This window comes from Janthinobacterium sp. SUN211 (genome assembly GCF_030587315.1).
Taxonomy (GTDB): Bacteria; Pseudomonadota; Gammaproteobacteria; order Burkholderiales; family Burkholderiaceae_D; genus Janthinobacterium; species Janthinobacterium kumbetense.
Genome location: NZ_JAPWIC010000007.1, coordinates 1 through 14,060 on the forward strand (window position 1 = coordinate 1; position 14,060 = coordinate 14,060).

The 14,060-nt window shown below is 58.6% G+C and carries 8 protein-coding genes and 1 pseudogene; 4 read left to right on the plus strand and 5 right to left on the minus strand.

What is annotated here, in order from left to right; all coding sequences use genetic code 11:
* Together O3301_RS21810 and O3301_RS21815 are read right to left on the minus strand one after the other, a co-directional pair.
* Positions 1-201: pseudogene (locus O3301_RS21810) on the minus strand (hypothetical protein); the annotation flags it as partial.
* Positions 202-724: 523 nt separating this feature from the next.
* Positions 725-2,992, minus strand: coding sequence for a carboxy terminal-processing peptidase (locus tag O3301_RS21815; protein ID WP_099667474.1), 2,268 nt, complete (start codon positions 2,990-2,992; stop codon positions 725-727).
* Between the two features lie 520 nt (positions 2,993-3,512).
* On the opposite strand from O3301_RS21815, the gene O3301_RS21820 reads away from it, so the two are divergent.
* Both O3301_RS21820 and O3301_RS21825 read left to right on the plus strand, forming a co-directional pair.
* On the plus strand, positions 3,513-5,483 hold the full coding sequence (locus O3301_RS21820) for a methyl-accepting chemotaxis protein (protein ID WP_305057480.1): 1,971 nt from the start codon (positions 3,513-3,515) through the stop codon (positions 5,481-5,483).
* A gap of 51 nt (positions 5,484-5,534) precedes the next feature.
* Entirely contained in the window at positions 5,535-5,807 is a 273-nt protein-coding gene (locus O3301_RS21825; RefSeq protein WP_305057481.1) for a putative signal transducing protein, read from the plus strand.
* A 123-nt stretch (positions 5,808-5,930) separates the two neighbouring features.
* Here the strand turns inward: O3301_RS21825 and O3301_RS21830 are convergent, their stop codons facing one another.
* The 3 genes from O3301_RS21830 to O3301_RS21840 form a co-directional block, all read right to left on the minus strand.
* Positions 5,931-8,852 (minus strand): CHAT domain-containing tetratricopeptide repeat protein, encoded by a 2,922-nt coding sequence (locus O3301_RS21830; RefSeq protein ID WP_305057482.1) that lies wholly within the window; start codon positions 8,850-8,852, stop codon positions 5,931-5,933.
* Between the two features lie 17 nt (positions 8,853-8,869).
* Positions 8,870-9,892, minus strand: a complete 1,023-nt coding sequence (locus O3301_RS21835; RefSeq protein WP_305057483.1) for an alpha/beta hydrolase — start codon at positions 9,890-9,892, stop codon at positions 8,870-8,872.
* A 750-nt stretch (positions 9,893-10,642) separates the two neighbouring features.
* On the minus strand, positions 10,643-11,191 hold the full coding sequence (locus O3301_RS21840) for a thymidine kinase (protein ID WP_070313504.1): 549 nt from the start codon (positions 11,189-11,191) through the stop codon (positions 10,643-10,645).
* Between the two features lie 293 nt (positions 11,192-11,484).
* On the opposite strand from O3301_RS21840, the gene O3301_RS21845 reads away from it, so the two are divergent.
* The gene (locus O3301_RS21845) at positions 11,485-12,876 is read left to right on the plus strand and encodes a pyridoxal-phosphate dependent enzyme (protein WP_369812225.1); all 1,392 of its coding nucleotides are present in this window, start codon (positions 11,485-11,487) and stop codon (positions 12,874-12,876) included.
* Entirely contained in the window at positions 12,873-14,054 is a 1,182-nt protein-coding gene (locus O3301_RS21850; protein ID WP_289914279.1) for a PLP-dependent aspartate aminotransferase family protein, read from the plus strand. Before O3301_RS21845 ends, O3301_RS21850 begins: the two co-directional genes overlap by 4 nt.
* Positions 14,055-14,060: the final 6 nt, after the last annotated feature.

The window sequence follows — 14,060 nt, forward strand, 5'->3', positions numbered from 1 at the left end:
GGCGATGCGCGTCGTGTCGCCCACCGTGGTGGCGGGCACATTGCCCTGCTGCACGCGGATGGCGGGCGGCGCTTTCGGCAGCGATGGCGCTACGGGAATCTGCTGCAGCTGGCTGCCGGCACCAGGAGGATCGACGGCCCAGGCGGTCTGTATCAGCGCCAGCAAGGGCAGCAGGGTCAGGGGAAGAAGTTTACAACGCAAGATAAGCCTCTCGGTCGCCGCTGGCGGCATGACGGAATGAATAAAGGAAAAGCATGCGGTGCCGGCGTCGGGCGCTATGCATCAGGCACAGGCAGCCATGGGACGGCGCACTGCGTGGCGGATAACGCGCTTTGCTGCCGCGCTAGACCGCGCTGCCATTACAGAAAGCCAAAGAAAATTTCTTTGTGGGAATATAACAAGAATGGAAAATTTATAACGGAGCAAATCTGAGCGATTCCCGACAATTTCAGTCGGGATTGAACGCTTGCAGCGGCATGCGGAGGGCAGACTTGAGGAAACGCGGCGGGCGCCACGCAAAAAGCAAGGCAAAAAAAAGCCCGCTGCGGGAGCGGGCTGAATCTATTTTCTTGGAGGAGAATAGAGGAGACAAGTGCATTATGCTGCGTCGCGGCATATCAATCCAATTGATTGTTGGAATGATAGAAATACACCAGACAGATAACTGATGGCACAAAAAAAAGCCGGCTCCGCAAGGAACCGGCTTCTTATGGGACCACAAGCCTTATTTCGCTGCCGTCACCGGCGTCGCCTTGCTGTCCGCGCCATATGGTAAGACCTTCGACGCCATGCGGCTATCGGCCTTGATCAGCGCCACTTCGTCGGCCAGGATGCGCGCTGCTTCGTTCAGCAGCACGTCCTTGGCGCTCTTCGCGGCCGTTTCAGCGTCCAGTTCGGCGCTCAGCGCCCGTTCGTCACCCTGCAAGCCGTCGTCCGTGCGCAAGGCGCCCTTCACGGCGGCGATCTGCTTGGCCGTCTTGTTGGCCGCTTTCGCGCCCTTCAGCACGTCTTTCGGATCCGGAATCACCACCAGGTCGTCGGCAGGGTTCGAAATCTGCGCGATCAGGCGTTTTTCACGGGCCTTGGCGCGCGCTTCCTGGGCATCGCGCTCCTTGCGGCGCACGGTTTCATTGAGCGAAATCTGGTTTTCCTTGCGCTGCTTGACGACGAGAGCTATGTCATCGAGCAAGTACTGGAAATCCTTGTCCTTGGCCACGCGCGCATCATGTTTCTTGTCCAGCAGCGGCACGATCTCCTTCAGGTCGCCCGTCGGTATGTAAGGCGCCGGCTTGATCGCGACCCATGGCAGGGCATTGTCATAGCTCGACTCGCCGAAGTTTTCCGCGTCCGACATGGCTGGCAGCTTGATGTCTGGCGTGACGCCGCGCAACTGCGTGGTGCCGCCATTGATGCGGAAGAATTGCGCGATGGTCATTTTCAGCTCGCCGAAACGGGCTTTTTCGCTGCCGCCGAAACGGTCGAGGTTGAACAAGGTCTGCACCGTGCCCTTGCCGAAGCTGCCTTCGCCGATGATGACGCCACGGCCATAGTCCTGCACGGCGGCGGCGAAAATCTCGGAAGCGGAAGCCGAGCCGCGGTTGATCAGCACGCCCATCGGGCCATCCCAGGCCAGGCCGGCATTCGTATCGCTTTCCACTTCGACCTTGCCTTCGGCATTGCGCTGCATCACGACAGGGCCCTTGTCGATGAACAGGCCTGTCAGTTCGACGGCTTCGTTCAACGAACCGCCGCCGTTGTTGCGCAAGTCGATCAGGACGTTGTCGACCTTGTCTTTCTTCAACTCGGCCAGCAAGCGGCTGACGTCGCGCGTGGCGCTTTTGAAGTCCTTGTCGCCGCGGCGGCGCGCTTCGAAGTCCTGGTAGAACGTCGGCAGGGAAATAACGCCGATGCGGCGCTTGACGCCGTTGTCGCGCACTTCGATGATCGATTTCTTCGCCGCCTGCTCTTCCATGCTGATTTTCTTGCGCACCAGCGGCAAGACCACGTGCTTGGCGTCCGGGCCGGCGTCGGCCGGCAGGATGTCGAGGCGCACCACGGAATCCTTGGCGCCGCGGATCAGCTGCACCACGTCGTCGATGCGCATGCCCAGCACTTCGGTGATGGGGCCGCTTTCGCCCTGCCCCACACCGACGATGCGGTCGCCCACTTTCAGCTTGCCCGACAGGCCGGCCGGGCTGCCCGGCACGACTTCGCGCACCACCGTGTATTCGTCGCGCGTCTGCAGCACGGCGCCGATGCCTTCGAGCGACAGCCGCATGGCGATGTCGAAGTTGTCCGAGGCGCGCGGGCCCAGGTAATTGGTATGCGGCTCGATCGACATGGCATACGAATTCATGAAAATCTGGAACACGTCTTCGCTGTTGAGCTTGCGCGAACGGGTCGTGTAGCTTTCATAGCGCTTGTCCAGGGTCTCGCGGATGGCCTTGTCTTCCTTGCCCGCCAGTTTCAGGCGCAGCCAGTCGTTCTTGACGCGCTTGCGCCACAGGTCGCGCACTTCCTCGTCATTCTTCGGCCAGGCAGCCTTTTCGCGGTCGAGCTGGTAGCTCTCGTCGGCCGTGAAGTCGAACTTGGTTTTCAGCAATTCACGCGCATACGCCATGCGCTCGTCGAAACGCTGCTGGTACAGGTTGTAGATGGCAAACGGCGCCGTCAAGTCTTCATTGATGATGGCGTCATCGAGCTTGGTGCGCAGCGGCGCGAAACGGTCGACGTCGGCTTGCACGAAAAACAGTTTTTCCGCGTCCAGGGACTTGAAGTAGCGATCGAAGATTTTCTCCGACATGGCGTCGTCGAGCGGCATGGCCTTGTAATGGACGCGTGTCAATACGCGCGATGCCCACAAGGCGGCCTGCGTTTGCTGGGCCAGCGGCTTCATGGGTAGCGGAGGAGCGGCGCTCTTGTCCGTCTGGGCTGCGCCAGCGTGGGCTGACAGGGCAAGCACCAGGGTGACCAGCATCATTTGCTTCTTCATCGGCTTCTCCGAAAATTAGTTGAATCAATTCCAGGCGGCGCAGATAGGCATGCGCCAGCCAGCAAGACAGTAAGGGGAATACACGACTGGTCTGCATATTATTCTACAGGATACGGCCTGGCAGTCTCCCATGGAATATCAGTTTCTTCCTGGAAGCTTAAACGCGGATTAAAGGCAGCGTGTCATTCATTACAAAGTGAAACATTCGTGACAAAAATCGCATCATCCGCCAGTGACGAACAACAACATTCATTACTGAAATCAAAAAAGTCAATAGCCAGTCTTTGCAATCCTTGATGCAGATGATGTTTTTACGCAAAAGAAATGATTCCTGCGGGAAACACTTAGTAACAAAAGACAAGCAACATGCTATCATCGCGCCCTGAAATTCAGCTTGCCTGTGCGCGGCCCGACAGCCGGCGCGCCTCCGTTTCAAGCGCATTCCCCACCAGATCCCCTCCCCGCGTGTCATGTCATGACCAGGAATGGCCGAGCTGATTACCCTTGCCAGACTCACACTATGCCTACAATTTCCTTCTCCCCCCGCCACTGGAGTGTCGGCGGCAAGATCACCGTCTTCACGTTTGCGCTGGTCAGCCTGATCCTCGCCAGCCTGACGACCCTGATCAGTATCCGCACCTCCAATGCCCTGGAACAGCGCGCCGAAGCGGCCGTCACCAGCGAACTCAATAGCGTCATGACGACCACGGAAGTATTTCATACCGCCATGGTCAACGAGGCGGCCAGCTTTGCCCGCCTGTTCGCGGCCGAATTTCCCGGCCCGTTCTCGGTCGACACGGGCGCCATGGTGGCCGTGGCCGGCAAGGCCACGCCGGCCCTGGCCAACGGCAACAGGGTGCTCAACCTCGATACGTCCCTGGTCGACCGCTACACGGCCCAGACGGGCGTGATCGCCACCATTTTTGCTGCCAACGGCGATGAATTCGTGCGCATCAGCACTTCGCTGAAAAAACAGGATGGCGAACGGGCCGTCGGCACCCAGCTCGACCACAACCACCCCAGCTATGCGCCGCTGCGCGCCGGCCAGCGCTTCGTTGGCATGGCAACACTGTTTGGCAAGCAATACATCACGCAATACGACCCCGTGCGCGATGCGAGCGGCAAGGTGGTGGGCGTGCTATTCATCGGCCTCGATATCAGCAAGAATCTGGCCATGCTGAAAGAGAAGATTCGCCAGGTCAAGATCGGCCAGACGGGCTACATCTATATTGTCGACACGGCGCCCGGCGCCAATTACGGCCACCTGGTGCTGCACCCGAACAGCGAAGGCAAGAGCGCGCTCGAGTTCAAGGCCAGCGACGGCCGATTGTTCATCCAGGAAATGCTGGCGCAAAAGGATGGCGCCATGCGCTACACGTGGACGGCGCCGGGCGAAACGAGTGCCAGCGCGCGCGAAAAGCAGCTGTTTTACCGTCAATTCAAGGATTGGCAATGGATCATCGCGGGCGGCACGTTCACGGATGAGATCACCTTGGAAGCGCGCCAGATGCGCAACCAGCTGGCCATTTCCGGCTTCATCGCCCTGCTCGTCTTCGCCCTGCTGCTGTACTGGCTCGTGCGCACCCTCGTGTCGCGCCCGCTGGCCGCCGCCGAAACGGCCGCCGCGCAAATCGCCGCCGGCGACCTGACTGTGCACCTCGATACCAGCAGCCTGGACGAAATCGGCCGCCTGCTGCTGGCCATGAACCGCATCAGCGACAACCTGTCGCAAGTGGTCAGCAATGTGCGCGGCAGCGCCGGGCAAATCGCTACGGCGTCCGGTGAAATCGCCAGCGGCAACCTGGATTTGTCGAGCCGCACGGAACAGCAAGCCAGCTCGCTGGAAGAGACGGCCGCCTCGATGGAAGAACTGAGCTCCACCGTGCGCCAGAACGTTGATCACGCACAACAGGCAAGCCGGCTGGCGCACGACTCGTCCAGCCTGGCAGCGGAAGGCGGCGCGGCCGTGGCGCAGGTGGCCAGCACCATGGACGCCATCCGCAGCTCCTCGGGCAAGATCGCCGACATCATCGGCGTCATCGACGGCATCGCCTTCCAGACGAATATCCTGGCCTTGAACGCGGCCGTGGAAGCGGCGCGCGCCGGTGAACAGGGACGGGGCTTTGCCGTCGTCGCCACGGAAGTGCGCACCCTGGCGCAGCGCTCGACGGCAGCGGCGAAAGACATCAAGGATTTGATCCAGGCGTCCGCCAGCACGGTGGACCTGGGCCATGCGCAAGTGAGCCAGGCCAGCGCCACCATGGACACGGTGGTGGCCAGCGTGCAGCAAGTGAGCACCATCATGGCCGAAATCGCCCAGGCGAGCGAAGAGCAGCGCAGCGGCATCGAGCAAGTCAACCAGGCCATCGCCCAGATGGACCAGGTGACCCAGCAGAACGCGGCCCTGGTGGAAGAAGCGGCCGCGGCGGCCGACGCCCTGCAGGAGCAGGCGCAGGAACTGAACCAGGTGGTGGGCGTGTTCAAGCTGTAAGGACTAGCCCGGTGCTAAGATGGGGATGAATCCACCTTGCCAGGAGGCACCATGCATGACGACTACGTTTTAATTGCCCGGCTGATGATCCCCACGGATGCGCACGTCATCCGCGGCTGCCTGGCCGCCGCCGGCATCGACGTGCTGCTGACGGATGACCAGCACATGCAGGCCGACATGCTGCTGGCGGCCGCCATCGGCGGCGCCCGCGTGCTGGTGCGCGAACACGACGTGGCGCGCGCGAATGACATCCTCGCCGCCTTCGAGCGGGGCGACTTGGCGCTGGCGGACGATGCCGATGTGGGCGCGCCCGCGGTGGAGTAACAACCTTCAACCCCAACAAACTTGGCACAAAGCACAACCAGCGTTCCTTGCTATGGCATATCTATTGTGCGCAAACATTAGTATGCACAACCGCTGGGGGCGGTTTGGCGCGTCAAACTCGCCTCAGTGATCAACCGCAGCTCCGTCACCGATGATCGAAAACGGCGCCCATATGGCCGGGTGCGAGCTAATCGAACTACGGCTGACTATCATCTCCAGCATGGCTTGGCGTAACGCTTCCGCCTTACCAGCCCGGGGATCTGCAGCAAGTCGCTGCATCATGCTTGTCGCCAGTTCTGCAGCCCCCTTGCTTGAAACATACCAGTGCGACACCATCAATGTACGGGCTCCCGCGTGAAAAAAAGCCGTCGCCAATCCCGACAATTTATCTCGCCCCTTTTCAACGCCTTCTTGCCCCGTATTACATGCAGACAGGATAACGAGGTCCGCGTTCATCTTCATTTGCGAAATGTCGACTGCCGACAAAAGACCGTCGTCCACTCCCGCCCCTCCCTCCGGGTCCGTGGGTGTCAACACCAACGCCGGCTGCTCATCGCCTTTCGCCCCCTTTAAAATGAGCGTATGCGTTGCAAATGTCACGAATCTGAACCCTGAAAAATCCTTGGCCAAAACGCCGGCCTTCGTCGCCATCTCGGCCAGCAGCAAATCGTGCGGATCGCCGTGCAAGAGCCGGGACATGCTCTGCAATTCGAACCGAGTATCAGGCAGGTCACTGAGCCTCCAAATGTCGCGCTTTACTCCTAACCGCGGATCTCCAACACCAGCAAATGATCTGGGCCAGCCGCGCGCATTGAAAAAGTTTCTTTTACGCAAGGAGACAAGCGCAGATACCGATGGGAGAACGCTGAGTGCATATCTGCGGACTAGCCAATCCTGTTTGGCGAAGCTCTCGTCAGACTTCGGAGGACTTGCCAGTAGCAAGCCAACCGGAAGTGTCTGCAGGGCGCCGTCTGGAACAACGAATACATGATCAATGCCCGCTAATTCCGCCGTGACAGTACTCAACAACTTTACATAGATTTCGTGCGCAAGAACAAGATCAAAGTTTGGAACTTCGCTGTCGCTTAGCCTGAGACCTTGCCTCAATTTTGCGACTGCGCCGTCGACCCAGCCAGCATCCACCGGCAGCACATGTACGGTCACGCCACTTTGTCGTACCAACCAGACGCAAACCAAGTTCTTATCGATGTAATAGGCCAGCATTGCCTCATTCGCCCTTAGTGCCGTCCTGACGGCCCCTGTCGACACCGGAGCGGAACCAACGAGTGCGCGATACTCCGGAAACTTCGTTTTCAATTCTGTGGCTATTCGCACGACATCCTTGTTCAGTGTTTCTCTTTCCGCATGTAGTGAAGCCTCCTGTTCCACGCGTGCCGAAGCTACAAGGCCACTGATCCTTTGATCCAGATCCCGCACGCGTTCAATTTTCTTCTGGTGTTCGTACACCAAGTTAGTCAGATCTGGGGATGCACTGATTTCTCGTGCTGCCATTCCTGCTATAGCCGCAGCACTTGTACTCAAATTTGCCAGTTGCAAAGCTTCAAATGATCGTTCGACATCTGTTGTTTCTGGCTTTTTCAGACTGAATGCCAGATAAGCAGAGACAATGGGGCGAAATACGGCACGGGTCTTTGTTGACTCAACTTGCAATGTGCCTGAGATCGCCAGCGCATCTCTAACATTCTTCATCGCATCTAAAAGCAGGATATTGGCATTTTTACCATCACCTATTCGTATCAGGCATCGTGCCAACTGATAATCTATCGCCGCCTCTTGCTCCCAGTTGCGCCCAGATACAGGAATTTTCTCGCTGATTTTATGGGCCGCGATCAAAAAATCCAGCGCTGCGTCATTTTCACCTGCTTCTTGCGCATAAATACCCATCCTCAAGTAAATTGCAGCGCCATTCGTTGTGTCCAGTTGACCAATTTTCTTGAAATGTGCAATGGCCATTTCCATACGCCGACGACCTTCTTCCGGCCTTTTTGCCGAGTAATAGGCTTCGCCCATATCAGCCAGCACAGAACCTACGTGATAATAGGAGTCCCCCATGATGGCAAGATGCAGTTTCAGCGAGCGCTCAAAAAGCGTAATGGCTTCATCTGGCAAACCATTCGCCAACGCTACGCCACCTGCGCGCCACACGGCCACGGCCATTTCGAAACTGAATGGCGCCCTGACTTCCAACTCGTTGTAAGCCTTCCAGACCAACGCTTCCGCTTCCTCCGTCCGGCCCCATTCTTGGTAAAAATTAATCAAAGCGCCAAGCCTACCCAAGTAGTCAACATCGACAGGGCCCGCAACGCGATACAAAATATCAAGCGCCTGGCGCATCACTGCCTCATATTCATCATGTCGCGCTGCACGACGAAGTAACTCCGCATACATGGACATGGCGTTGCCATATGCGCGGTTTGCCATGCCGCCGGCATCGGCCATCGTCTTCAATGCCCGATCATACGTCGTCAGTGCGCCAGATAAATCTCCTGCGGCAGCCTGAGCCTCGGCGTACGCAGCGCGCGCCAGTCCAAGCTCAATACTTGGAGCCTTGAGCCTCGTTTCGGCCCCAGAAAGGTAGCATTGCATATAAGGCAATGCGGCCTTCGGATCACCAAGTTGCGCAGTCAGATAAGCAACTCTGCTGCAAACCTTCCCGTACTGCTCACTCGTTTTTCCATATGCTGAGCCAGCCATCGGAAGTAACCGCCGGTTGATATTCAAGGCAAACAACTGTGATTCGCGCGATGCTCCCGGCCCCAGGCCGGGCATGTCTTGAGTTAATGGGAATATTTTCGGCAGCGTCGCATCCGCGGGAAGCTGCAATAATTGATCAAAAGCCGCTACTGCAATCTGAAACTGTATTCTTTCTTGATCAACATCTTTTAAGAGGAGTGCCTTGTTTGCGGCCTGCACCGCGCTGATATATTTTTCAGCTTCCCTATTTTTTTCATCGGCAGCATGCAATAACATGGCGACACCAAAAAACATAACGATACCTGCAACGAAATGTCTATAGATGTGCATTTGTATAAACCATCACTTTATTTTCTGAATGTCCAATAGGGTCGCGGCATATTCACCTGCATCAAGCCCGCTCTCTCACGCGCTCGCAAGCCTTGTTCAATAATATAGCGCCAATCTGACAGCACATCCCGCGACTCGGCAAAAACCGAGTGCCCAAGAAAGCCCAAACTGACGTTGGACGCATCAATGGTCTCTATACCATCAATTAATACCAACCCGCTGCCCGAGTCCCCAACCCTAGGATAGTCGCTTGCCAGATGGGATAGCTGTAGCGCCACATCTTTAGACGAAGCGTATATCGTCACAGGACTGCCAATCCTTACCATTGCCGGTGCGATATCGCGCCTGAATATGCCTGCATCGATATCGGGTGCCGCAAGAATCACCTCCTTCACTTTTGAACGCAGCTCAGGTCTGGCGCTTAAAAGCGTTGTCACCGTGTCCGTCAAGGCCTGGGTTCCCATGCTATGCGCGATCAGATACACGCGGTCAGCATTTGTTTTCAGAAGAAATTCTTCCAAAAAAATCTTTAAATTTCCCTTTGCCCAATCAACGGTCTGGGAATCTGCGACATATCCAAGCGGAGTAGGACTGCCCTTTGATGGCCAGCTATAGAAGATCGGAGCGCCCCGAAAACCAAGATCGAAGGACATTTGAGCACTACGTAGCGCGGCCTGTTCAAATGTCGTGTTAAAACCATGCACGAAAAGAAATGCTTCTTTCTTCTCCGATTCACCGACCCTATTTTGTATTTGCTGCAGAAAGCTTTCTTTTGTCAAAACCGTCGACTTCAGCAAGAGGATATGCTTGAGCGGATCTTCCAGGAATCGGATGTGCACTAAAGAACTCGGTGCTTCGATAAACCCTGTCTGATGGGTAGCAGGGATCGATACTTGTACGCTTCCATAGCTGAAACTGTCGCTGCGCAGCTTGCCAAAGGTCTGGATGATGCCGCTGGCGGGAAGCCTGTCTCTGTCGGTGACAAAATAAACCTGAACCACACTGGACAGGTTTATGACAGCCCCGACGGGCGCATCCACGCCTCGCCCTGGACGCACGCCATCGGCAGTAGCACATTCGCATGGTGCACCATTGTGAACTGGATGTTGTGTATAACAATTACCAGGTGTACTCGCACATACGAGTGTCAAGCCATCTTCGGATCGAGAGGCCGTCGCAGCATCATTGCCCCGGATAGTGACGTACTCGCTGCCCCTGCCTGTCATCACCGCCTGTTCCGTAGGGGCCGTTCCCGTCATTTGACATCCTAAAAGGGAGCATAACGACAGGACTACGTGGCACCATTTCCAGTAAAGGCGTGTAGGCATGGCTCTACCTCTTGTCAGAATTTATCGCAATAGGAATCGAAGTGAGCGGATAGAAAATAACAATGTGTCCGTAAAGCTTAGCGCAGTAACTGACGCTGTTTTAGCGATTAGAAGGAACTGTTGATATACATCGAAAATTCCGCATTTCCATGTATTTAAAATTGACATGGCGCCGCGCTGCACATTGACGTGAATGGGTCTTGCACTGACAAGCTAAACCCCGCTAAACAGCGTGAAACACCAGCGTCGCGAGGGGCCAAGGGGGGGTATGGGGCTATGGGACTAAGGATATCGGCAGCAGTACACGAACACGTACTCCTGCGCTAGGACAGCGCGCGGCTCGCCCAAGCGACTTCCAGGACATCCCCACACACAGGTATCTGATGCGCTGAGACTACTGTCGTCAGATGCGCCAGAGGCAGCGCTCCTGATACAGGAGCGCTGCGGTCAAACACCAACTCATCAGGAGTAAAAACAGCGCCCGCAAGCCTGGCGGTAACTTTCGTTGCCGCCAATACTGATCTGCTCGCCTTCCTTGATGCGGCGGCCCTGCTCATCCACGCGGATGTTCATCGTGGCCTTCTTGCCGCAAGTACAGATATTCTTCAATTCCTCGATATCGTCGGCCAGCGCCAGCAGATAGGCCGAGCCGGGGAACGGTTCGCCCTTGAAATCCGTGCGCAAGCCGTAGCAGATGACGGGCACGCCCTTCACTTGCGCCAGCTGGTGCAATTGTTGCACTTGTGCCGTGCTGAGAAATTGCGCTTCGTCAACCAGCAGGCAAGCGACCTGGGGAATTGCGTCGAGGAAATTCGTGTCGGCATGGAAGATATCGACCTGGCGCTGCGGGCCCAGGCGCGAAGTGACCCTTCCCACGCCGTAGCGGCTGTCGATGGCGGCCGTGTACAGGCGCACCTGCTGGCCCTGCTCTTCATAGTTGTGCGCGACCTGCAACAAGGCCGTCGACTTGCCCGCGTTCATCGCGGAATACCGGAAATAAAGTTTTGCCACTGCCGCCTGCCCTGTTCGTCTGGTTTTCAGGATACTGTTTAGTTCCTTTTCGAGGCGTGATTATAAATCGCAATGGCGGGCTTGCGGCAGCTTAATAGTCGTGCCGTTGGCGCGGCAAGCGGGCTAAAAACGGCGCATACTCGAAGCGCGCACGCCACAAGCGATATGCGAAAGCCGCATATGCAAGCATGCAAACATTCGTTCGCCGCACCCGTGCACCCGCCTACACTGCGCGGCACGGAAGGCGGCTCGGGACACAATCCGGAGCGGCTGTTTCTCTGACAGGAGCCACCATGAATGATCGAATGCCATCCCCATCCCAGCCGCCAGCGCTATACAAGCTGATCGGCAACACCCCACTGGTCGAAGTGACCAGGCTCGACACGGGCCTGTGCCAGCTGTTCCTGAAACTGGAATCGCAAAATCCCGGCGGTTCCATCAAGGACCGCATCGGCCTGTCCATCATCGAAGCGGCCGAAGCCGACGGCCTCCTGCAGCCGGGCGGCACCATCGTCGAGGCGACGGCCGGCAATACCGGCATCGGCCTGGCGCTGGTGGGCCGCATCAAGGGCTACCGCGTGATCCTTGTCGTGCCCGACAAGATGTCGACGGAAAAAGTGCTGCACCTGAAAGCCCTGGGCGCCGAAGTGCACACCACGCGCTCGGACGTGGGCAAGGGCCATCCCGAGTATTACCAGGATTACGCGGCGCGCCTGGCGCGCGAACTGCCGGGCGCCTTCTTTGCCGACCAGTTCAACAATCCCGCCAATCCGCTGGCCCACGAAACGACGACGGCGCCCGAAATCTGGGAGCAAAGCGGCCATGACGTGGACGCCATCGTCGTCGGCGTCGGCTCCTCCGGCACCCTGACGGGCCTGACGCGCTACTTCCGCAAGGCGCAGCCGAAGCTGGAATTCGTGCTGGCCGACCCGCAAGGCTCCATCCTCACCGAATACATCGACACGGGCAAGGTGTCGGACACGAGCGGCTCGTGGGCCGTCGAAGGCATCGGCGAAGACTTCATTCCCTCGATTGCCGACATGGACAGCGTCACCAAGGCCTACACCATCAGCGACCAGGAAAGCTTTGATTCCGCGCGCGCCCTGCTGCTGGCCGAAGGCATTTTAGGGGGCTCGTCAACGGGCACCCTGCTGGCCGCCGCGCTCAAGTACTGCCGCGAACAGACCACGCCCAAACGCGTCGTCACCTTCGTGTGCGACACGGGGACGCGCTATCTGTCGAAGGTCTACAACGACGGCTGGATGCGCGACCAGGGCCTGTTGCAGCGGGCCGTGTCCGGCGACTTGCGCGACCTGATCGGACGCCGCTACGACGAGGGCGACGTCGTCAGCGTGGCGCCCGGCGACACCCTGCTCACGGCCTTCAACCGCATGCGCGCCAGCGACCTGGCGCAGCTGCCCGTCATCGACGGCGGCCAATTGGTCGGCATCCTCGACGAATCGGACCTGCTGCTGCACGTCTCCGGCGACGCCGCGCATTTCGCGGGTCTGGTGGGCGCCACCATGACGACGCAGATCGAAACCCTGGCGCCGTCCAGCGGCTTGCCCGCCCTGCGCGCCACCCTGGACCGGGGCTTGACGGCCGTCGTCGCCGACGACAGCGCCTTCTATGGCCTGATCACCCGCTTCGACCTTCTCAACCACTTACGCAGGACACTATCTTGAGCCAACAAACGCCCCGCAAGAGCCGCCTCGCCACCCGCGTCATCCACGCCGGCCAGTCGCCCGACCCGTCGACGGGCGCCATCATGCCACCCATTTACGCCACCTCCACCTTCGTGCAGGACAGCCCCGGCGTACATAAAGGCCTGGACTACGGCCGCTCGCACAACCCCACGCGCTGGGCGCTGGAGCGCTGCGTGGCCGACCTGGAAGGCGGCAGCGCGGCCTTCGCCTTCGCCTCGGGCCTGGCCGCCATCTCGTCCGTGCTGGAATTGCTGGATGCGGGCAGTCATATCGTCGCCGGCGACGACATGTACGGCGGCACCTACCGTTTATTCGAGCGCGTGCGCCGCCGCTCGGCCGGTCATGAATTCACGTATGTCGACCTGACGAATCCGGAAAACCTGCTGGCCGCGCTGCGCCCGGAAACGAAGATGGTATGGGTGGAAACGCCCACCAACCCCATGCTGAAACTGGCGGATTTGCGGGCCATTGCCGACATCTGCCGCGAAAGGGGCATCATCGCCGTGGCCGACAACACGTTTGCCAGCCCGCTGGTGCAACGCCCGCTGGAACACGGCTTCGACATCGTCGTGCATTCGACCACCAAGTATTTGAACGGCCACTCGGACATCATCGGCGGCATCGCCATCGTCGGCGCGGAAGAACGTCAGGCGGAATGGCGCGAGCAACTGGGCTTTTTGCAAAACTCGGTGGGCGCGATTGCCGGGCCGTTCGACAGCTTTTTGGCCCTGCGCGGCGTGAAAACCCTGGCCATCCGCATGCAGCGCCATTGCGAAAGCGCCCTGGCCCTGGCGCAGTGGCTGGAACAGCAAAAGGAAGTGCGCAAGGTGTTTTATCCGGGCCTGGCCTCGCACCCGCAGCATGCGCTGGCGCAGCGCCAGATGGATGGCTTCGGCGGCATCATCTCGATCGACCTCGATACGGATCTGGCGGGCGCGCGGCGCTTCCTCGAACGCTGCGAGGTATTCGCCCTGGCCGAAAGCCTGGGCGGTGTGGAAAGCCTGATCGAGCACCCTGCCCTGATGACGCATGCCAGCATCCCGGCCGGGCAGCGGGCCAGGCTGGGCATCGGCGATGGCTTGATCCGCCTGTCGGTGGGGATCGAGGATATCGAGGATTTGCGCCATGACCTGCGCACGGCGCTCGACGCGATTTGATACGCC